Raw genomic sequence first — 21,048 nt, 5'->3', positions numbered from 1 at the left:
TTCGACAGACCTTTATAAAATAAGGTTCCTGTAGGTTCTTATTAACTTTCATTCGCTCTTGGCGGTGCTTCTACCCACCCTTTATCAATTAAGATATTCATGCCGTCATCCACAAATAAGCCAATGTTCATTAGAGTTCTGCCATACACTAAATTTATATCTCTTCTTGCCGTTACCGCCATTGAGTTTCCAAATGACCTTATCTTCATAGAGAACATGTCCACTTTATGGAAAAGCATAATTTTTTCAGAAAAAGGAGGATATGTAGCTGGTTTAACCAAATGGTCAAGGTACGACGGTGAAGGAATATGTTCCAGATGCAGTTTTTCTTTATACTGCTTTACCGCTTTATCCGTCATGTCTAAACCTCGTTTAAACAATGCCTTGATCTTTTGATCTTGAACATTCTGATAAAACCCCAACAATAGTGCCATACTTGTTACGTTATTCTCAATGTTATCCCAAAGATGGATGATTTCCATTGCCTGTAAGGGCCGGACATCTCCAAAAAAACCATTTAAGTAACTTTGTTTATCAATTTTTTCAATTCCAACTGGTGTTGGAATTGCAGGTGGTTCTGCGATGAATTTTTTTTCCATTAAAATATTATTAATTTGTCCTAAATAGACGGTGGTACATTCATTACAATAAATAAAGAACTCCCTTACATCCTCCCGCAATACCAAGGGAACTGCTACTGCGTAAAGACTCATACCTGCTTTAGCAGCATATTTTAAATAGTGAACGTAAAATTCATCTTCATATAAACGGGGAGCACCCAGATTTACATCTTCTTTTGTAAATCCAATTGGGATAGGAAAATGTTCCTTTTTAAAAAATCCTTCTATCCTCTGTATGAAATCCTTTGATAAAGCTAAACCATTTTCCACGAGCGCCTTAATCGTTTCATCCTCGCAATGTTGATGAAAATAACCTAAAATTTGAATGGACATACTGTTTCCCATATAGGTAGCCCAAAGTTTCCCCATTTCAAAAGCACTAAGAGGACGGGACTCATCTAAGATTTTTGGTTTGATATTTAGCTGTTTCAACACATTCAATGGATTTAAATCCTTTTCAGTGGTCATAACTAATCTCCTTTTCCCGCATTTTCGCTTATCTTATGATAACCATTAGGAAAATTTTAATTCAAATCTGACTTTTACATTTAAATGGTATTAGATTGAAGGCTTCTTAGCACCAACAATGTCCTGCTGAACGGTAGTTTTCCAAGTTTAACTTTGAAAAAGCGATGCTACTTTAAGCATCGCCTCAAATTACGTTATTCCCCACAATTTAAAGGAATATCGTACTTGTTTATTCCGTTCATTTACTATTTATCAAATCTTCCCAATCCTCAAATGACAACTTTTCCGCAATATGTTTTAATTCTTTTGGAACCTCAACATAGCACATCATTTCTAAACTATTACCATCTGGGTCATTAAAATATATAGAAGCATTTCCTTGATTTGGTCTAATAAATGGTTCTACTGATGTTCTTCTTCCAAACGGTACTGACTTAACTTTGATCGATTCAAGCCAATTTAAGGACTCTTTTAAATCCTGATATGTGACTCGAAAAGCTATATGCCGTAGAGAAGGATGGTATGGAGTTTGATATTCCTTTCCTTCCCACAATCCCAACCAGCTTTTTCCTTCTTCTATCCAAAAGAATGCAGTCTCTTCATCCCGCCAAGCTAGTTTCAATCCTAATTTGCGGTAAAATTCAATTGAAACTTCTAAATTTTTCACAGGTAAATGTGCCTCATAAAGCCCCCTAATCATTTCTCCCATCTCCTATTTGCAGAAATTAAGTACTTTATAATTTTACTTTAATAGTATTTCTTCTCAAACCAATAAGGTGTGATTATCCTTAGATGTTATTTATGCATTGTAATTAAGGTGTCAAAGTCAACACTAATAATAATTAAATCTAACGCCTTATTTGCATCCTTAATACTGGGTTTCATCCCTACAGGATTAGTGTAAACACTTCTTGGGTACAAAGGCTAAGGGTCAAAAGAAGGATTCCCTTTCCGAAAACTTCCCTTAAAATATTTGGAAGGAGGCTAAGTCTAATGATTAAGCGAATTATCATCCTTGCAGCACTTGTTTCAATTTTAGTCGTATTACTAAGAGTTCAACCACCATCTACTAGTAAGCCAACTAGTTCCAATAGCAAGGATTCGACTACATACAGTACGGTAGAATATGAAATTACTGACATCAAGGGGGATGAATATTACGGTAAAAGTGAAAACGGACATGAGATTATCTTTTCTGCGAAAACCATTCGCTCAGGTGATGAGATTCAGGTACATGATGTCGTGATCTGTTATTTTGAAAAGAATAACCTTGGTAAGGGATTAGTAAAAGTGGAAAAGAAATAAAGCCATGCAAATGGACTAGAATTGCTCTATAAAAATGAAAGGGCCCATCAGATGAAGGAATTTACAGTATGCTATACATGTGATAACGATATTATAACCGAAAAGATTGTTACAACAGATGATGTAAAAAAAGCAGCGGTGGAAAAAGATGTTTATGAAAAAATGAATTGCAATTCTTTTTTTACGGTAGAAACAGACCAGGGACCTCAAACTATTGATACCCTTTTGGTCCGATACATAAAGATTATCGAAGAAAAGGTTCTGATTAGATAATTTTCATTGCATTATGTTACCTATTTCACTTTATATGCAGAATTACCATTCACTAAAGATGCCAGGCATAAATTTGCGCCTGGCATCTTTCATATTATTTCTGTCCAAGTTTACTTGTCAAATACTCTTTAAGTAATACCACACCATATTGGTGAAGGTTTGTACTTGAGGTTCGATTGGTGTGCTGTGAAATAGTTGTAGAAATGGTTTTAGTAAGGGCTTAAGGACAATCTTTCGTACACGCTCGCGTTGTAATTCAGTCCTGATAGCATCGTATAGATCTTGTTGTTCTTCGGTAAATTTATATTGTAACTGAAGTTGATCAGCAAATTCTGTTAATTCCATGCTCGTGACCATTTTTTTATCTACATTGGATCGTAATAAATCAATCGCAGAATAACTTAATAAATTGGTTTGATTCGTCATCATTTGCTGCAGAATTAGTTCCGTATAGGACAAGATAACCTGTACTAACTGATTTAAAGAATACGTACTGTTAGAGGTTCGAATCGTAAATAACATATACTGCAGCATGCCAAAAAACAAAACCGTCCCCTCATACGCATAGTCTCGAACATCCTCTCCAAAGACTTCAATGAATCGATTGGTAATCCAATCCATTTCAATCATTCGATGCTGCATCACTAATTTCTTCAGTTCCATCTCATTTGAGGTTAAAATCGCCTCAAATAATACATGGAGACTTCGTTCTTCATTCAAGCGAATTAGTATGGTTATTTGTTCGATTAGAACATCCGGATCTTTTGTATCTTTGCCAAATTGTATGGCCATCCGCTGCTGGGCGGCATCATATCGAAGTATTTCTAAAATATCGGCAATACAATCATTTTTAGAGGAAAAATAATTGTAAAAAGTCCCTTTAGAAATATTGGCTTTATCAATAATTTCCTGTATCGAAGTTTGTTGTAAACCCTTCTCAACAAATAGCTTTAAGGCAACATCTGCTACTTTCCTTTTTCGACTATTCATGCCTTCCTCCTAACGTTCCTATAATAGTAGTATAATTTTTTCTCTCGATAAAAACAATTTTTTTGAACTTTAGGTTTAAAAGTCTTGTGTTTTTTAAACTAAGGGTATAAAATCAGTGAAGTAAATTAAACAGAACAAAGGGGAATATAGTATGGACACAACACTAAAGCAGAAACCACCATATTTAATGATTGCCATTTTATTTGTTGGTGCTTTTGTTTCATTTTTAAATAACTCGTTATTAAACGTTGCACTACCTTCGATCATGGTTGATTTAGATATCAAGGATTATTCCACAGTGCAATGGCTGGCCACCGGTTATATGCTTGTCAGTGGCGTTTTAATTCCAACGTCCGCCTTTTTATTAACGCGCTTTACGAATCGGACTTTATTCATTTCATCGTTGGTGCTTTTTACAATCGGAACGGCTTTAGCCGCGTTCGCACCAAACTTTGGTGTGTTACTAACTGGCCGGATGGTTCAGGCAGCAGGGTCATCAGCAATGGGACCTTTATTAATGAATGTAATGTTAATTAGTTTCCCTCGTGAAAAACGCGGTGCGGCTATGGGCATTTTTGGATTAGTTATGATTATGGCACCAGCGATTGGACCTACTTTATCTGGGTATATTGTGGAATACCACAACTGGCGCGTCCTTTTTGAAATGATTTTACCGTTAGCAATTATTAGTTTAGTATTGGCAGTTTGGAAGTTTGATAATGTCATGGAACAAAACAAAAATGCAACCTTGGATTATTTATCGGTTGTATTATCTTGTATTGGTTTTGGGGGAATCTTGTATGGCTGCAGTTCCGCGAGCTCAGATGGCTGGACGGATGGTATTGTCTTAACCACCCTAATCGTTGGTGGATTTGCACTCATTTCGTTTATTGTTCGTCAATTAAAATTAGAGCAGCCATTATTAGATTTACATGTTTACAAATACCCAATGTTTGCCCTTAGCTCGGTTATTTCGATTGTAAACGCAGTGGCAATGTTTTCGGGGATGATTTTAACACCAGCGTATGTTCAAAACGTCCGCGGTATTTCTCCGCTGGACTCTGGATTAATGATGCTGCCTGGTGCCATAGTGATGGGGATCATGTCACCGATTACCGGTAAATTATTTGATAAAATTGGTCCGAGGATTCTAGGAATCATTGGACTTCTCGTTACGGCTGGTTCAACACTTATGCTTGCACACCTGCAAGTTGATTCAACTTATGCCTATATTATTACGTCTTACTCTTTACGTATGTTTGGGATGTCTATGGTCATGATGCCGATTATGACCAATGGGTTAAACCAGTTACCAACACGGTTAAATCCGCATGGTACCGCTGTTAACAATACCGCCCAACAGGTAGCCGGTTCCATTGGTACGGCTATACTGGTTACGATTATGAACACTGTTACGAAATCAGAGGCAACAGATTTAATGAGTGGAGTGAATCCAGCTACCTTAACCCAGGCTTCAACCGCTGTGTTAACGCAGAAAGCCTTACTTGCAGGAATTCAATATTCCTTCTACGTCACTTTAGTCATTAATGTGGTCGTTTTACTTTTAGCGTTATTTGTTAAACGAGTGGATACAAGTGCAGAAGCTGTTAATCAATTAGAAAAACAACCGAATACTGCTTCAAAGCCTGTATCGATTTAATAAACTAAAAAGTGCCAGACACCTCCCTTCTTGGGTTGGTGTCTGGCACTTTCTTGTTTCACTCTAGATTGACCTTTCCGGAGTGAACGTGATTTATTAATAAGTCGGACGGCGAACTTGCGTATAAATACAATCGATGCATAGGTCTGGTCATGGCCACGTACAACAATTTAATGTCTAACTCTTCTTCACTGTACGACTCTTCTAAGGTCACAATCAAGACCGCATCAAACTCTAACCCTTTTGAAAGGTAAGAAGGCAAGATGACTACGCTGCCCTTTTTCATGTCTTGTTTTTCCTCTAAAAGTTGAATTGGCAGATTACTATTTTCTAATATTTTTTGAATTCTAATGCACTCTCGATCCGTTCTTCCAATAATTGCAATCGAGTTAAGTTCTTCCTCTTTAAGTAGATTAATGTCATATTCAAGGAGCTCTCTTACCTTTTCTTGCTTGGCAGGCTCGATTTTTGTAAAACGTGGTTTGTCTCCATGCCGGATCACGGGTTGGACCTTTGGCAACTCTTTGTCCATAATCGAGAGAATGTCATTGGCTGCTTCCATAATCTCAATTGTCGTACGATAACTTTTTTGTAGTGTTTGAACATTGGCATTTGGGAAAATTTCGCTTACCAATGGTTTCCAGCTGTTTAGTCCTCTGTAGGAATGAATCCCCTGAGCTAAATCGCCGACAATGGTAAATAAATCGGTTTCAAATCCTTCCTTCATAGCCGCAAATTGAAAATAACTATAATCCTGTGCCTCATCAATGAAAATACTTTTCATTTTATAGGGTTCTTCGATCCCTTCCAGCTTGGCCTTCAGATAAAATAACGGAGCTAAATCTTCCAGTTCGAACGCATTTTTGGCAAAAATCTTTTGGCAATAGTGACTTAACCGCTTGCATTCATTTTCTGAACAGGAATCAGAATATTTCTGTAAAAGTTCTGGCGAGGTCATCAGTTCATGGTATAGGGTAAAAATATCTCTTTTTATAAAAGGCTCCATATACCTTTTCACCGCCACCTTGGCCTCTTGTTCCACCGCGCTCAGTCTTTGTTTTTTTGTATCCATGAGGGAAATAACCTTTTCCCGTCTTATTTCTGCATCCAAACGACTGCTATACAGGACCTTATCCAATGCGTCATCATATTTGGTCGTGATTTTAGTTAGTATCATTGATTTCTTTACTCTTACATCATTCGTTAAGAGGTTTTTAATTTTATCTAATCGTTTATAAATCGGTAAGTACGTAAATTCTTTGAGAAATAATTTCTTGATTTTAGCTCCCCGCATAAGCCGTGATTTTTCAATAATAAAATCCTCTGAAGGGGCTAGACTTAATTCGATGTCGCGAATATACCGATCCATAAGTGCCTTAAATTCCAGTGATCCTTTATAGGCAGTCACCCATTTTAGCCATTTTGTCTTTTCCTGCCCCTTGATGAGGGTCATTAATTTTGTATTGGGAGAGACGAGTTTTATTTTCTTGCCTAAACAACCTTTCATAAAATCCATAAAGGTTGTTTGTTTAATCTTATTTACACCTAAATCGGGCAGGACCGCGGATATATAATCGATAAACAAGCGATTGGGTGCAAGAATCATTAATTTTTCTGGAGGAAAACGGTATCCGGATGAGTAAAGAAAGTAAGAAATGCGATGAAGGGCAATGGTTGTTTTTCCACTTCCTGCCGCACCTTGAACGATAATGGGCTGCTTTAGAGGGGCACGGATCACTTCATTTTGTTCATTTTGAATGGTTGCGACTATTTCACTTAAGCGATTGTCCGCTTTTCCTGCTAACGTTTTCTGCAATAGTTCATCATGTGTGGTTAAATCGATATCCCGGATGTCTTTCAGCATTCCATCCTCAATTTCATACTGTCTCTTCAGGGATAAATAACCGCTTTGCTTTTCCCCATATGCATCGTACGTCACATCCCCAAGCCGGCCATCATAGTAGACATTGGCAATTGGGGAGCGCCAATCAACAATAATCGGAATCTGGTTGACCCGGTCAAACAAGGAGACTTTCCCAATATATAAGACTTCTTCTTCGGTTTCCCCGCTGCTCTTAAAATTGATTCTGGAAAAATACGGCTTCTCGATCACACTTGCTAACCGCTCTAATTCTGTTTCGGCCAATTCTAAATACTGCGCATTTGTCAGCAGGGTCATATAACTCAAACTACTCTCAGAGGTATCTAAATCCGCAAAGGCTTCCTTCAAATTCTCAACAAATTGTTCTTTATTCCCCTTCGAAATATCCAACACGCTATGAATATATTCTTTCGTAAATTCTAGATGTTCCACTTCTGATTGGTAATCTCTATGATCACGAACGGAAGTTTCTTTTTTCGGGCTCAACTCGCTCACCTCTCAATCGGACTTCCTGACAAGTAGACAGGCCTCAACAAAAAGAAACACCTACAATATTTTGCAGATGCTGTCTTTCACAATGAAGCTATATTTTACCATTTGTTTATCATAAACACAATCCATTTACTGTACTACTGCAACGAGTGTATGCTTCAGAAACTAGCCAGTATTATTTTTCGAAATAGTTATTTCCTTTTAAAAGGTCATGAAATTAAAGCTTTTTCACCCTAATTGGACTTACCATTAACACAGCTAATAGTAAGGTAATCCACGCATTGCTATATAAAAAGAATCCCATTCCAGCTAAGGGAAGCCCAGCAGCAGGAATAGGTAACCCTCTAAAATAGCCAATGGTGGGTTTTACGCTAAACCTTGCTAATCTTAATGCCCCCATTATCGGGAAAAGGATAAATGCTAAAGAAGTTAAAATAGACGGTTCAGCGATTGAATGAAACAAAAGGGCAGGAGCAACACCAAAACTAACAATATCAGCTAAGGAATCCAATTCTACGCCCAATTCACTGTTCACTTTTAATTTTCTTGCAATCCTCCCATCAAGAAGATCTAAAATTGCTGAGAAAAAAATAAAAACAGAGGCTATTTCCACAAAGCCACTCATATTAAGGGTAATTGAAAGAACACCACACAATAAATTTCCAATCGTAAATAAATTAGGTATTGTTTTCACAATCTTATTAATCAAAGTACCCACCCCATAGTTAAGGAATCCTCCCTTTTATGTAGCATACCCACCCTTCCACAACTTAGCATGATTAATAACTTGATTTTGCATTTTAATGATTTCTTAATCCTTTGTTAACTGAACATACAGTTTCAATTTGTATACTTTAAATTGCCCAAGTTGTTTGCAGTACCATTTTGAATTTCATAACAGAAAACCATATTTGGGTTATTTTTATAAAAAAATGGGGAGATAACGCAATGAAAAAATTAGTAGAAGCAACCATGCAAAGAGCCATACTTATGATTGTGTGTGTTGTCATCATTTTGGCTTGGGGCGGTATTTCCGCCTACCAGATGCAGCGCGATTATTTGCCAGGAATCAACAATACCACTCTTTCAGTAAGTATGCGAATACCCGGCTATCAAGCAGAGCAGGTAAAACAGCAAGTGACCGATAATCTAGCGAGTGCTGTGAAAGTAGTAGATGGACTAGCTAATGTAGAGAGCACTTCTTATGATGGCGGATTGTTTATGAGTTTGTATTTTCCGATGGATACAGACATGAAACAAGCGGAAGATCAAGTAAACAAAGCATTAGCAAATGCAGATCTTCCTTCAACCATAACTAGCACTCCTTCGGTAACAAGATTAACAACTAGTTCATTCCCAATTTTGACATACAGTCTATCAAGTTCAAAATTAGACGAACAAACTCTGCGTTCCACTGCAACACAGGAAATTGTTAAACAACTAAAATCTGTTCCTGGTGTAGCTGATGTATCCGCAATTGGGGGAGCAAAGGATGGATATGTTTTAACTATCCGCATGAAAGACCTCGTGAAAAACGGACTAACCTTGGATGATGTCAATAAATCGTTTGCTTTAGCCGTCCCATCCATGCCTCAAGGGAATATTGTAAACAACCAATTATCCATACCCGTTTCTTTTGATGGTTTACCATTAACGGAGCAGCAAATGGAAAACGCAACGATTAAGAATAAGGAAGGAAAAGTCATTCCTGTTTCAGCATTTGGTACCATAACGCATTCTTTAAATGATGTAAAAACTGTTTCAAGAACAAATGGAGCACCAAGTGTTACGTTAAATGTAATTAAAACACCGTCAGCAAATATCACTGGTGTCGCTGAACAAGTAAAGGACCGTGTTTCACACCTGCACTTGGATACGGTAAATCCAAAAGACGTTTCGTTCAAAGTATTACTTGACCGAGAAAAAGAATTAAACAGCTCTCTTTTCGGATTAGTTCGAGAAGGTTTACTTGGATGCTTATTCTCGATGATCTGTGTGTTCTTCTTTTTCCGAAATGTAAGGTCTACGCTACTAATTGCTATATCACTACCCATTTCATTGTTAGCGACAACTGCTTTCTTAAAATCAATGGGAATCACGTTAAATATTTTAACGGTTTCAGGTTTGATTGTGGCGATGGGACGTATTGTCGATGATTCTATTGTTATCTTGGACAATATGTATCGAAAACGGGAAGAATCAAAAGATCAACCTTTGCTTTCCATCCTTGCATCCTCTGTAACAGAAATGATTCCTGCGATATTAGGTTCTACATTAACAACGATTGCCGTTTATATTCCCATTGCCTTTGTAGGCGGCGTCATCAGTGCATCATATAGTGGATTTGCTTGGTCAGTTGTCATTGCTTTGATCATATCATTCTTTGTTGCGATGCTTGTCATCCCTGCACTTGCTTTTATGGGATGGAAAGGCGGAAACTTAGGGAAACAAACTGTCAAGCTAGATTCAAAAATGAAACCTTTATTGCAATCTGCTTTTAAACATAAGAAGGCAATGATTATTGTTTCGATCTTAGTCTTCATAGCTGCTGGAGTTTATTCTGCATTTCTCCCAGTAAGTTTATTACCGAGTGGCAAAATCGGACAAATCGCGATTAAAGCAGAATTGCCTAAGGGAAGCACTTTAATTCAAGTAGATTCTGAAGTACAAAAAATCGAAAAAACATTAAAAGAAAATCCAAAAGTCGTTGCCTATTCGGCCAATTTCGGTTCGACCATGACACCACAAAGTGATGACGTATTTGACCAAGGCGGTGGATTTATCACCTATCCGAACGTCGCTAACTTATCTGTTGTGTTGAAAAACGAAAAAAATGCTGATTCTGTTATTAAACAATTACAGAAACAGCTGCCGACAATCTCTAAAAACGTAATTTTTACTGTTACAAGCCAGAACATTTCCGGTGATGATTCACAAATGCGCATCTTGTTTACTGGCTCAGACCAAGCAACATTGGATCAAGCAGCTCAAAAAGCTAGAACGAACTTGTCAAAAATAGCGAACCTAAGTGTAGATGGAAAAGTGGATCTAACCAACGGTTCACCTAAGTACAAAGTTACTTTTGACCAAAAAGCCATTCAAGATAAAGGGGTAAAAGTTGCGGACATTCTAACCGTCATTAATCGGTATATGTCTTCATCTAAGGATGCTACCATTATGGTGGATCATAAAGCTCTTCCTGTGGACCAATTTTTAGATCAAATTGCATCGGGCTCAGACTCTAGTATTACTATAAATGCCACTGCTGATGATGTCTTAGCCTCTCTATCTGCGGAAACATTTAGTGGAAATAATGGTGAAATGGTCCGTTTCGACCAACTAGCAAAAATTAAAAAAGATCAGTCAGCTTCATCGATTAGCGAGCGAGATGGTCAGCCCTTCTCTCTTGTGACTGCACAGATTACATCAAATGATATTAGTAAAGTGTCAAGCCAAGCAGACAAAGCGCTAAGCCGCATGAAGTTTCCTAAAGATGTAACCTACTCATTGGGAGGAATCACTGAACAAGTAAAACAAATGATTTTCGATATGTCTGTTGCCGTTGCCTTTTCTATCCTTTTAGTATTACTGATTACTTCTACTATTTTCAAAGGCTGGAGAGCACCATTATCTGTCCTTTTAAGCATTCCACTTGCTTTAAGTGGTGTGGTAATCGCATTAATCTTATTCCATGGAGAATGGAACCTTGCAGCATTAATCGGTATCTTAATGCTTACAGGTATTGTAGTAACCAATGGGATTGTGTTAATTGACAAGATTGAAAGAAATCGATTAGAAGGAATGCCTGTGAAAGAGGCTGTATTAAATGGTAGTCTTTCAAGAATTCGACCAATTTTGATGACAGCAGCTGCAACAGTGCTTACTTTATTGCCACTGGCATTATCACATAATGCGGATACCGTCATTTCTCAAACTCTCGGTATTGTGGTTATTGGTGGTATGATCACATCAACATTCAATAGCTTTTTTATCATTCCGATCATTTATGAATGGCTGCACAAAAAGTCTGCAACAAAAAACATGAATACAGCTAATGGAATCAGTATTCTTTAATGTAAGCCAAAGAAAACAAGGCACCCTATTTAATAAGGTGCCTTGTTTTTCTTTATATTAAATCGTTTCTTCTCGCCATAGGGCAGCTGTTAACATAGTATTTAATCTACTTCGACGCTGTTGCTAAAGTTGCTTCAGGTGTTGTTACCTTATCATAAAAATTTACGAATTGATCCCGTTCATTGGTATTCCGATAAGCCATTGCGACACGTGGATGTTCATTAAGCACACCAGAGATCATATAAGGAATGATATAGCCCCACTCCCATTTATTTCTCATTTCTACCATGTGCTTTTCTATTATGCCAAGTACTGGCCTTAGCTCATAACTTGTTTTTTGTATATAGCTCACGAGAAGTTCTGTGTTACAGTTACCGGCCGCACGTCCCATGCCATAAACAGATGAATCAAGGAAGGTTACTCCATTCTGATATGCTGTCAATGTATTCGCGAATGCTAACTGCATATTATTATGTGTATGGATTCCAAGTTGTTTGTTAGGCAGCAGCGATTGGAATTTTTTTACTTGATGGGCAATACCCGCTGGATCCAAGCTTCCAAAGGAGTCAACGATATACACAACATCCACAGGGCTTTCTTTCACCATTTCCATTGCTTGAATCAGCTGATGTTCAGGCACACTGGATAAAGCCATGATGTTTAGTGTCGTCTCGTACCCCAAATCATGAAACATTTGGACAAGTTCTAATCCCTTATCCACTTCACGGATATAGCATGCCACGCGAATCATATCCAATACACTTTGTTCACGAGGCAAAATGTCATCTGGATCCACTCGGCCAATATCTACTAAAGCAGATAGCTTCGTGAATTTTTTCTCAGGAATGACTTCTTTTAAGAAGTGATCATCAAGAAATCTCCATGGATTAGGCTCAGTTGCATTAAGAAGCTTAGCGGAATTTTTGTAGCCAATTTCCATATACTCCACTCCGGCTTCACTTAGTCCATTATATAAATCCTGAACAAATTCAACACTGAAATTCCAATTGTTTACTAATCCTCCATCACGGATCGTACAGTCTAAAATTTTGCTGTTATGTACCATTATTGCAACTCCCCTGTTTTTAGTTTGTCATATTATTTGTTATTATGAATGACTATATCAAGAAGTGTCAAACTTTTTTTAAAAAGCTGAACATTCCAAACCCTTTTAGAAATTTTACATTTTACCCAATTTTCATTTTTGTATCAAAAGGTAAAGTCCACGACCATTCCTTTGGCATAAGATAAGGTGTTAGTATGGTGAAGTTTGAATTATCAATATAGGAGAACTCAAATGGAGATTTCATTAATTAGACATGGCAGGTCAAGATTTAACGACAATAAGCCCATCTCCTGTAAACAATTTAAACATTGGGTTGAACAATATGATGCTCATGGCGTTTATGAAGCTACATCCTATCCTGTTGAAACTCTTCAAAAAAATAAGCATGCCTCTGTTGTACTCACCAGTGATTTAAAACGATCTATAGAATCTGCCCTTATTTTAAATCCACAACAGAAAGCAAAAATAAACCCTTTATTTCGTGAAATAGAGTTACCTGCTCCCTCTACAGATTATCCAGGATTAAAATTACATCCCGCCTTCTGGGCTGTCCTATTAAGGAGGTTATGGCTGGGTGGCTATTCGAAGAACTGTGAGTCCTTACAAGAAGCAGAAGCAAGAGCAAGAAGAGCGGCTAAAGAATTAAGGAAGAATGCACGAATACATGGTCCTGTAGTCTTAGTGGGACATGGTTTTTTTAATAGGTTAATAGCAAAGGAACTGATAAAAGCAGGATGGAAAGGAAAGAATACGACCAGTTTAAAACACTGGGATTGTACCACCTATTCTTTTCCTTGATTAATTAATAACAATAAAGGTTGATACCTTCTCTTTTAGGAATCAACCTTTATTGCCTTACTTTTAATCTACAAACACACCCCAACCATCTGAAAACCCACCATGTGGTTTACTTAGGTTATTTAATTCTTTTTGAACTTTTACTAATTCATTATAATTTAATAACATTCTTCTAGAGCAACAACATGCCCACTCATCAGTTTCGTCGTCTTGCTCTAAAAAGCAATTAAAACCTGCTTCTTTAAGTACTTGCGTTAATTTTTGACCTTTGACTTGATCAGGCACGGCCACAAAAAATTCGACTGATTGCTGTTTCTTAAAATCCACACCATCTTTATAGAGACTTCGTAACGCCTCTCCGTCCGCATCATTTGGAAACTTCATTAACTGGACCTCCCTATACTAGTTCATACATAATTGTCTTTAAAGAAGAGTTTTACTGTGTTTTTTCCAGCAAAAGCTTAGACTTTAAATACTCGTATACCCCGTCCTCGTCACAGGTGAATTCTGTCACGTCATCTGTTATTTCTTTAATGCGATCCTGGGCATTTTTCATGGCCACAGAAAATCCTACTAGCTGCAGCATTTGCAAATCATTGTCACTGTCCCCTATTGCCATTGTTTCAGTCTCTGACAAATTAAAGTGTTTTAACATCTGTTGAATGCCTGTTGCTTTGTTAACGTTTGCCACCATCAATTCGACGTTATGTTCAGACGAAATGGAAGTGGTGAAGTTAATTTCTTGTTTTAATTGATCCAGTTCTTCTTTCCAGCGATTGATATGTTCTTTTGACCGAGCAAAGAAATAAAATTTGGAGAATTCATCTCCTGTAATGTGATCTGCCCACGCAATTTCTTCCTTAATGGCCTGCTTACGGGAAAGCCACTCATTGATACCGACACTTTCCGGCTTTGGGTCTCTAATTTCATTCTCTACATATTCACGATCCTCGTTTATGGTGATACGTGGTGCTTCATACGGAAAGAGTTCATAATAAACCTTATTTTCTCTTGCCATTTTAACTACCGTTTTCACCAGTTCAACTGAGAGGGAATGTTTAAATATTACTTGATTCCCTACATAGCCTGCCATTCCATTAGAAGTCACAACCCCATCTACCTTGAAACCTTCTGGAACAACCCTCTCTATTTCTTCCAACGCTCTGCCTGTTGCGATGAAAACGTATATTCCTCGTTCTCTTAATTCGTCAATAATTTCTTTCGTATGTATACTTACTTTGTTTTGATGATTTAGTATGGTGCCGTCCATGTCTAAAAAAATGGCCTTTGGTGTTAACTCCACTAATGTTCACTCCTCATATTAAAAAGATTACATTTAGTTAGTATACACTTTATCCAGGAATTTTTCTCTGTCATACCTTGTGGGCTATTTTTTCAAGTAAGAAACTTGGCCTTGATTTCTGGAATTCCCACGTATTCCTACATCTAGCATCAATAGGGTTCGTACTTTTCTGTTGAGAACTGGCAAATCACTCAAGCAAATTAATAGACGGAGAAATTTCGCTTAATTAGTAAATTAATATTAATAAAAGCTTACATAGAAGGAGAAATTCCGCCTATGGGCTCAAATAATTCGAAAAGGGGAGATTTTCCTTTGCATAATCGGAAAACTTCCCCTTATCTCCCCTAAAACGGGCTCCATACTGCATTTAACCGAAAAATCTCCGCTTATTTTACTTTTGCTGGTAACTCGAGAACGATGCCATTACGACTGTCATTTCGGCACGTATTTTAAGCAAAGCATCTAAAAAAGGGACCCTCTAATTCGCACTTGTAGCGGCCTTTTGGTCACGATTTTCGTGAGTCACCGATTTTTCCAAATTTTATATTTCTCAGGAAGGCAGGCTGCACAAGGTCTGAATCCCGTTTCAATGGCGGTTTGCTCATCTGCGAAGAATACTCTTTCTTTCACATACCCACCTTTAGCAATCGCTCGAAGGGCAGCAGGGCAATCCATTCGTCCATATACCTTTGTCTTTCTGTGACCTCCAAAAATACCAGGGGTTTCACTCACATACATTTTCCTATCAGCGCCCATTAGGTTATATTTTGGGGTGGATTTTATTTCTGCTCTTCCTATCTCCATTCTTAAGCCCCCCTTTATTCTTGTATTAAGTATAGCGATATACTAAGTTGCCAAGTTAACGTAAGCCCGTATACTTTTCATGCTCCTCTTTTACAAGATGAATGAAATTGTCTCTTTCTTCATCCATACTAAGTACCATTTTAAGATTTTTTTCGTTTCTTATAAACTGCTTTACTTTTGTGTTGTTTTGAAGGATATATCCGTACCGCCAATCCTTCTCTAATACGATAAACCAAGCTTCCTCTCTCAATCTTTTCATGTTTTTTTCATACTTTTTGTCGGAGAAATCCGGTATTAACAATTCTAACAGTTCACCAGCGAGATCAAATAGTAAGTCGACGATTAAAATGATCTTTCACTCCTATAAAGAAAAAATTGGGCTTGTTGATAATTCTACTTCTTTCCATTATAGCTTTTTTAATTCAGTCCCTACAGTTAATTTATATCAAATTGATGCTCAGGTCGTGATTCAATTTCTTACTTATCCAATTTCTATTCTTATAAAATCTGAACTTGAAAAAAATTGTGTGAATTATATATTTATTAAATCCCTTATTAGGTGTATGATATTATTTTAGAAAAAGAAAGAGGTTATCAAATGAATTCAACACTTCCATCGACAAATAGGACTAATACAAAAGCGATCGTCATCAATGCCCTATTCATTGCCTTAACCCTTGTAGCAACTGCGTTTATTAACTTAAAGCTTCCCATAATGGGTAACGGAGGTCTCATCCATCTGGGTAACGTGCCTCTTTTTATAGCTGCTATCGTTTACGGCAAAAAAACAGGAGCCATTACCGGTGCTTTTGGTATGGGACTGTTTGATCTTATCTCTGGTTGGGCCTTATGGGCACCGTTTACCTTTATCATCGTAGGTGCTATGGGTTTTGTCGTCGGACTCATAACTGAAAAGGTACCTGGCAAAAGAGCCTTCGTTAACTCACTGGCCATTGTCATTGCCCTTTTAATAAAAGTCGTCGGTTACTATTTTGCTGAAGTTATCCTATATGGAAACTGGATACAGCCATTCGGTTCCATTCCCGGCAACATCATGCAGGTTGTTATAGCAGGTATAATTGTAGTACCAATTGTAGGACGGATAAAGAAAAGAGCTAAATAGATCGCTTGGACGTTACGGCTTATATAGCTTGAGCGGTATATTCATTTTTGATATACCGCTTTTTTATGTATTCAAAGCTTGATTATAGAGTTTAGTAACATTGGCTGCTCAATATATTTTTATAAAGCTTGCTTCAGGTTTCTTTTTCATTTATTAAAATTTCATTAAATCACTCATAAATTTAAATTAATCTTTTCATTGAAACTAGATTTCATGGTAGTATTAGATTTGTGTAATTTGTTTGGTGTACTTGAACATCATTACACAAATGATACGATACTTTCTTTTACCGAGATCCAATCAATCTGTAAGTAATAGTATCTTTTAATAGACAACTAAGAAAAGGAAGAAGGATATTATGAGCGAACATATCATTGCCTTTATTTTAGGCATCGTTGAAGGATTAACAGAATTCTTGCCTGTATCATCAACAGGTCACTTAATTTTAGTAGGGAGCTTGTTAGGATTTACTGGGGAAAAGGCAAATACCTTTGAGGTCATCATCCAACTTGGTTCGATGCTTGCCATTTTAGTATTATATTGGAAAAGGTACCTTTCTCTTTTAAATTTCAGCACGATTGGAAAACCAGTTAAAAGGTTAGACGCCATCCATATCATTTTAGGTGTAATACCTGCTGCAATAGTAGGACTCGTGTTACATGACTTTATAAAAACACAGCTTTTTTCTCCAAAGGTAGTCGTTTTCAGTCTTGTTGCAGGAGCTATTCTCATGATTTTTGCCGAAAAAAAACATGGAACATTTACTACTAACACGGTTGATGAATTAAGTTACAAACAAGCATTCATGATTGGCCTATTTCAATGCTTAGCAGTAATCCCTGGTTTTTCTCGTGCGGGATCAACCATATCTGGTGGTTTACTCGTCAAAGCCAATCATAAAACCGCTGCCGAATTTTCTTTTTTAGTGGCTCTGCCTATTATGGTGGGGGCAACAGGCTTGGATTTTATTAAGAACTTAGATATCCTACATGCCGGTGACATCCCCTTGTTCTCGATCGGGTTCGTCACAGCCTTTGTGGTAGCGATGTTGGTAGCCGTCGGGTTCCTAAAAATTATAGAAAAAATCGGGTTATCCGTTTTTGCCTATTACCGAATCGTTTTAGCAGTTCTATTCTTTCTCTTTATCATTCGTTAAGAAGAAAAGCCAGTCCCCTTTTGCTAGGGGGCTGGCTTTCTTGTTTCCATTTTTCCAACAGCATAGGCTAATTTCTGACAGAACGTTTTACATTTTAAAGATAACTCTACGACTAATTCACTTGCCTCAACTTTTGTTTCATCGAATTCTGCCCTGATTTTGCTTGAGCTATTCTCTATAATGGAAATTGGCTCTTTGTTTATTCGCTATAAGTTTAGCGGGACGCTTTTGGCGGTTGGCACACGTCACATTTACGTTGGTTTTTGTTTTTAAATTTCGTAAACGTATTTTCAAAATTGTTACCACATGCACATTTAAATAGCAACCTTTGAGAAAAACCGTGATATTCCGTTGTCAGCAATTTACTTTCCGAATTGCTCTCAACAAATTCTTTTATTTTACCAATTGTCCAACGTTTATTCATTCTCTAACACCTCCATATTTTATAGCTAGGCGGAGGCTTTTCTTGGCATCCGTTTAATTATGAGAAAAGTGGTAATTATCCTAAGTTCCTCATTATAACATGAGCTGTCACACACTTAAACAATGAAATATGAATTTGCAAAAAACTTGTGTGTTCTCCCAAAAATCAATTGCTTCATCCATATCCCCCCTGCATTCAGTTGAAAAGTAAATTTGATAACCTGTCCATATAAGTCTTATGACTCCAGTTGATTATCTTGGGCATAATACAGTTTATATAGATAAGAGGTGGGATATGATGAGGCTAAGAAATGGGGATTTTTATACAAATGTTTTAACCAATAAGTTATATAGGCTAAATGAAGATAGCGATAGCAATTGGTCCTTGAGTTTGCGTGATGAAGAAGGTTATCATGAAACAGAAAAGATCTCAGGGCGTGATATGATTAGATTGGTAGAATCTGGGTATAAAAAAAGTTAATAATAAAACTACCCATTTCCGTTAGGGTATAAGTAATCAAATCAGCTGTTTGTAGTAGAACATCGGTAAAACTTTAAACAATATAAGATATTTCAAGGAAAAAGTCCACTTTATGTCGAATATAACATTTAAAGGGGATGACCCAATGAATAAAGTTGAGTTATTAAAAAGATTATTAAATAGTAGTCGAGGTAATATGTTTTCCTTAGAAATTCCTACTACAAAAGAAGATGAAAAAAAGATTCAAGAATTGGTTAGAGTTTTAGAAACAGAACAAAAAATCAAATTAAGAGAATATGTTCAGAGAGAATACTCAGTATATGTACATGGAATAATTAAGTATGCATCAGAATAACAGATGCTTATATTTTTTTGGGGATAAGCAACATATCTGTATTCAAAGATAATTAGGAGAATATTTGATTATGTGATACACTTTGTTTACCATTTGATTTACTTGTTAACATGTACCCTACTCATTCGTGAGTGGGGCTCCTTTTGTTTAAGTAGAGAAAATAAAAAACAGACTCTATGAAGAGCCTGCTTTATTTTGTACTTCCTATTAAGCTTTACGAACGTTAGCTGCTTGAGCTCCACGTTGACCTTGCTCAACGTCAAAAGTAACTGTTTGACCTTCGTCTAAAGATTTGAAACCTTCGCCTTGGATTGCTGAGAAATGAACGAATACGTCTTCTCCGCCTTCACGCTCGATGAATCCGAATCCTTTTTCTGCGTTAAACCATTTTACTTTACCTTGTTCCATTTTGTTTCCTCCTGCTGTGTGTTTTGCACACAATGTGTTACTATCCTTGCACTCAGTGATCATCAAGACGAAAAGTTAATCTTATACTATCCTTTACACCGAACAAAAATAATTCTTCTAAAGTTTAACATTTTTCCAAAGTATTTGCAAGAAAACAACAACACAATTAATCTTCCTTTATATTTTTAATTGTTTTAAAATTATTGATATATAAAAAATAACCATTTTGCCCTTCTTATAAGATTAATGATTTACGAGGTGTGAAAAATGATATTAAATAATGAACTGACTGAACTTTTAAAAATTGAGTATCCGATTATACAAGCTCCAATGGCTGGTGGAGTCACCACTTCATTATTAGTAGCTGAAGTATCGAATTCGGGCGGCCTGGGAATGCTTGGAGCAGGCTATCTGTCACCAATTCAAACGCGCGAACAAATTAAAGAAATCAAACAATTAACATCGAACCCCTTTGGAATCAATCTCTTTGTACCCAATGAATTTAATGTTTTGGAGGATGAAGTTAAATCCGTTAACCAACTATTAAACCCTATACGTGAGCAATTGAATATACAAATAAAGGACAGCGCCACAATTCCTACAACTCCTACTGTTATTGAAACATTTATGGAACAAATTAAGGTGGTAATGGAAGAAAGGATCCCTATTTGTTCCTTTACATTTGGCATTCCCGCTGAGAAAGTAATAGCTGAATTAAAACGAGAAAACATTATTTTGGCAGGAACGGCTACAACTGTTAGAGAAGCAGTTGAAAATGAAAAAGCAGGTATGGATCTGGTTGTTGTTCAAGGTAGTGAGGCTGGTGGACATCGTGGAAACTTTATCAATGGCTATCAGGAGAGTTTAGTTGGTTTAATGTCTCTTATCCCGCAGGTTTCGGATCATGTTAGCATTCCTGTTGTTGCTGCTGGAGGAATTATGGATGGCCGAGGATTAGTAGCTTCTATTTGTTTAGGAGCGAAGGGTGTACAAATGGGAACAGCTTTCTTGACATGCATTGAAAGTGGCGCACATAAGGTACATAAAGAAGCAATTCTACATGCAAACGAAGATCAAACGGTTGTAACTCGATCATTTTCTGGTAAATGGGCAAGAGGAATTAAAAATAAATTTATTGTAGAAATGCAAAATCATGAAACACAATTACCTCAATATCCCGTACAAAATACATTAACCCAAGATATTAGAAAAACCTCTGCTGCCCAAAATAATCCAGACTTCATGTCTCTTTGGTCTGGTCAAAGCCCGAGATTGGCTAAAAATCAAACGGCAAAAGAATTAATTAAAACGATTGTGGAAGAAGCTCAAAGTATAAAGTTATAAAGCGTTGATAAAATCGCCTTTAT

22 protein-coding genes are annotated in these 21,048 nt (G+C 37.0%); 10 read left to right on the top strand and 12 right to left on the bottom strand.

What is annotated here, in order from left to right; genetic code table 11:
* Positions 1 to 41: 41 nt before the first annotated feature.
* Together AC4E8C_RS11025 and AC4E8C_RS11020 are read right to left on the bottom strand one after the other, a co-directional pair.
* Complete coding sequence (locus AC4E8C_RS11025) at positions 42 to 1,088, bottom strand: DUF3231 family protein (protein ID WP_490212150.1); 1,047 nt, start codon at positions 1,086 to 1,088, stop codon at positions 42 to 44.
* A 238-nt stretch (positions 1,089 to 1,326) separates the two neighbouring features.
* On the bottom strand, positions 1,327 to 1,788 hold the full coding sequence (locus AC4E8C_RS11020) for a VOC family protein (RefSeq protein WP_490212149.1): 462 nt from the start codon (positions 1,786 to 1,788) through the stop codon (positions 1,327 to 1,329).
* A gap of 293 nt (positions 1,789 to 2,081) precedes the next feature.
* On the opposite strand from AC4E8C_RS11020, the gene AC4E8C_RS11015 reads away from it, so the two are divergent.
* Complete coding sequence (locus AC4E8C_RS11015) at positions 2,082 to 2,393, top strand: hypothetical protein (RefSeq protein ID WP_490212148.1); 312 nt, start codon at positions 2,082 to 2,084, stop codon at positions 2,391 to 2,393.
* A gap of 51 nt (positions 2,394 to 2,444) precedes the next feature.
* Entirely contained in the window at positions 2,445 to 2,666 is a 222-nt protein-coding gene (locus tag AC4E8C_RS11010; protein ID WP_490212147.1) for a hypothetical protein, read from the top strand.
* A 117-nt stretch (positions 2,667 to 2,783) separates the two neighbouring features.
* Here AC4E8C_RS11010 and AC4E8C_RS11005 read toward each other — a convergent pair whose 3' ends face one another.
* A complete protein-coding gene (locus tag AC4E8C_RS11005; RefSeq protein ID WP_490212146.1) occupies positions 2,784 to 3,656 on the bottom strand; it encodes a TetR/AcrR family transcriptional regulator in 873 nt (290 codons plus the stop codon).
* Between the two features lie 151 nt (positions 3,657 to 3,807).
* Between AC4E8C_RS11005 and AC4E8C_RS11000 the strand changes: the two genes are divergently transcribed.
* Positions 3,808 to 5,316 (top strand): DHA2 family efflux MFS transporter permease subunit, encoded by a 1,509-nt coding sequence (locus AC4E8C_RS11000; RefSeq protein WP_490212145.1) that lies wholly within the window; start codon positions 3,808 to 3,810, stop codon positions 5,314 to 5,316.
* Positions 5,317 to 5,374: 58 nt separating this feature from the next.
* Here AC4E8C_RS11000 and helD read toward each other — a convergent pair whose 3' ends face one another.
* Entirely contained in the window at positions 5,375 to 7,684 is a 2,310-nt protein-coding gene (gene helD / locus AC4E8C_RS10995) for an RNA polymerase recycling motor HelD (protein ID WP_490212144.1), read from the bottom strand.
* 223 nt (positions 7,685 to 7,907) lie between these two features.
* Positions 7,908 to 8,399 (bottom strand): CDP-diacylglycerol--serine O-phosphatidyltransferase, encoded by a 492-nt coding sequence (gene pssA, locus AC4E8C_RS10990; RefSeq protein WP_490212143.1) that lies wholly within the window; start codon positions 8,397 to 8,399, stop codon positions 7,908 to 7,910.
* A 239-nt stretch (positions 8,400 to 8,638) separates the two neighbouring features.
* Between pssA and AC4E8C_RS10985 the strand changes: the two genes are divergently transcribed.
* Complete coding sequence (locus AC4E8C_RS10985; protein ID WP_490212142.1) at positions 8,639 to 11,764, top strand: efflux RND transporter permease subunit; 3,126 nt, start codon at positions 8,639 to 8,641, stop codon at positions 11,762 to 11,764.
* Positions 11,765 to 11,870: 106 nt separating this feature from the next.
* On the opposite strand, the gene AC4E8C_RS10980 is transcribed toward AC4E8C_RS10985, so the two are convergent.
* A complete protein-coding gene (locus AC4E8C_RS10980; RefSeq protein WP_490212141.1) occupies positions 11,871 to 12,830 on the bottom strand; it encodes an aldolase catalytic domain-containing protein in 960 nt (319 codons plus the stop codon).
* A 231-nt stretch (positions 12,831 to 13,061) separates the two neighbouring features.
* Here AC4E8C_RS10980 and AC4E8C_RS10975 point away from each other — a divergent pair, with 231 nt between their 5' ends.
* Positions 13,062 to 13,628 carry a phosphoglycerate mutase family protein gene (locus AC4E8C_RS10975; RefSeq protein WP_490212140.1) on the top strand — a complete coding sequence of 189 codons (567 nt, stop codon included), beginning with the start codon at positions 13,062 to 13,064 and terminating at the stop codon, positions 13,626 to 13,628.
* Between the two features lie 63 nt (positions 13,629 to 13,691).
* Here the strand turns inward: AC4E8C_RS10975 and AC4E8C_RS10970 are convergent, their stop codons facing one another.
* The 4 genes from AC4E8C_RS10970 to AC4E8C_RS10955 all read right to left on the bottom strand — a co-directional run bounded on the left by AC4E8C_RS10970 (position 13,692) and on the right by AC4E8C_RS10955 (position 15,994).
* Positions 13,692 to 14,012 carry a ribonuclease E inhibitor RraB gene (locus tag AC4E8C_RS10970; RefSeq protein WP_490212139.1) on the bottom strand — a complete coding sequence of 107 codons (321 nt, stop codon included), beginning with the start codon at positions 14,010 to 14,012 and terminating at the stop codon, positions 13,692 to 13,694.
* A gap of 52 nt (positions 14,013 to 14,064) precedes the next feature.
* Positions 14,065 to 14,931: an HAD family hydrolase gene (locus AC4E8C_RS10965; RefSeq protein WP_490212138.1), complete on the bottom strand. Its 867-nt coding sequence runs from the start codon at positions 14,929 to 14,931 to the stop codon at positions 14,065 to 14,067.
* A 522-nt stretch (positions 14,932 to 15,453) separates the two neighbouring features.
* A complete protein-coding gene (locus AC4E8C_RS10960) occupies positions 15,454 to 15,735 on the bottom strand; it encodes an Ada metal-binding domain-containing protein (protein ID WP_490212137.1) in 282 nt (93 codons plus the stop codon).
* A gap of 55 nt (positions 15,736 to 15,790) precedes the next feature.
* Positions 15,791 to 15,994, bottom strand: a complete 204-nt coding sequence (locus tag AC4E8C_RS10955; protein ID WP_490212136.1) for a hypothetical protein — start codon at positions 15,992 to 15,994, stop codon at positions 15,791 to 15,793.
* Between the two features lie 339 nt (positions 15,995 to 16,333).
* Here AC4E8C_RS10955 and AC4E8C_RS10950 point away from each other — a divergent pair, with 339 nt between their 5' ends.
* Together AC4E8C_RS10950 and bacA are read left to right on the top strand one after the other, a co-directional pair.
* Positions 16,334 to 16,858: an ECF transporter S component gene (locus AC4E8C_RS10950; protein ID WP_490212135.1), complete on the top strand. Its 525-nt coding sequence runs from the start codon at positions 16,334 to 16,336 to the stop codon at positions 16,856 to 16,858.
* A gap of 358 nt (positions 16,859 to 17,216) precedes the next feature.
* Positions 17,217 to 18,014, top strand: coding sequence for an undecaprenyl-diphosphate phosphatase (gene bacA, locus AC4E8C_RS10945; protein ID WP_490212134.1), 798 nt, complete (start codon positions 17,217 to 17,219; stop codon positions 18,012 to 18,014).
* Positions 18,015 to 18,228: 214 nt separating this feature from the next.
* On the opposite strand, the gene AC4E8C_RS10940 is transcribed toward bacA, so the two are convergent.
* Positions 18,229 to 18,438 (bottom strand): hypothetical protein, encoded by a 210-nt coding sequence (locus AC4E8C_RS10940; protein WP_490212133.1) that lies wholly within the window; start codon positions 18,436 to 18,438, stop codon positions 18,229 to 18,231.
* Positions 18,439 to 18,732: 294 nt separating this feature from the next.
* Here AC4E8C_RS10940 and AC4E8C_RS10935 point away from each other — a divergent pair, with 294 nt between their 5' ends.
* Both AC4E8C_RS10935 and AC4E8C_RS10930 read left to right on the top strand, forming a co-directional pair.
* A complete protein-coding gene (locus tag AC4E8C_RS10935; protein ID WP_490212132.1) occupies positions 18,733 to 18,918 on the top strand; it encodes a hypothetical protein in 186 nt (61 codons plus the stop codon).
* Between the two features lie 145 nt (positions 18,919 to 19,063).
* Positions 19,064 to 19,273 carry a hypothetical protein gene (locus tag AC4E8C_RS10930; RefSeq protein WP_490212131.1) on the top strand — a complete coding sequence of 70 codons (210 nt, stop codon included), beginning with the start codon at positions 19,064 to 19,066 and terminating at the stop codon, positions 19,271 to 19,273.
* 207 nt (positions 19,274 to 19,480) lie between these two features.
* On the opposite strand, the gene AC4E8C_RS10925 is transcribed toward AC4E8C_RS10930, so the two are convergent.
* Entirely contained in the window at positions 19,481 to 19,681 is a 201-nt protein-coding gene (locus AC4E8C_RS10925) for a cold-shock protein (protein WP_042463323.1), read from the bottom strand.
* Between the two features lie 270 nt (positions 19,682 to 19,951).
* Here AC4E8C_RS10925 and AC4E8C_RS10920 point away from each other — a divergent pair, with 270 nt between their 5' ends.
* Entirely contained in the window at positions 19,952 to 21,025 is a 1,074-nt protein-coding gene (locus AC4E8C_RS10920) for an NAD(P)H-dependent flavin oxidoreductase (protein ID WP_490212527.1), read from the top strand.
* Positions 21,026 to 21,048 lie beyond the last annotated feature (23 nt).

The organism is Neobacillus sp. SRL179 (assembly GCF_984799095.1).
The sequence above is the reverse complement of the archived record's forward strand: the minus strand, read 5'-3'. Positions and strand labels throughout refer to the sequence as shown.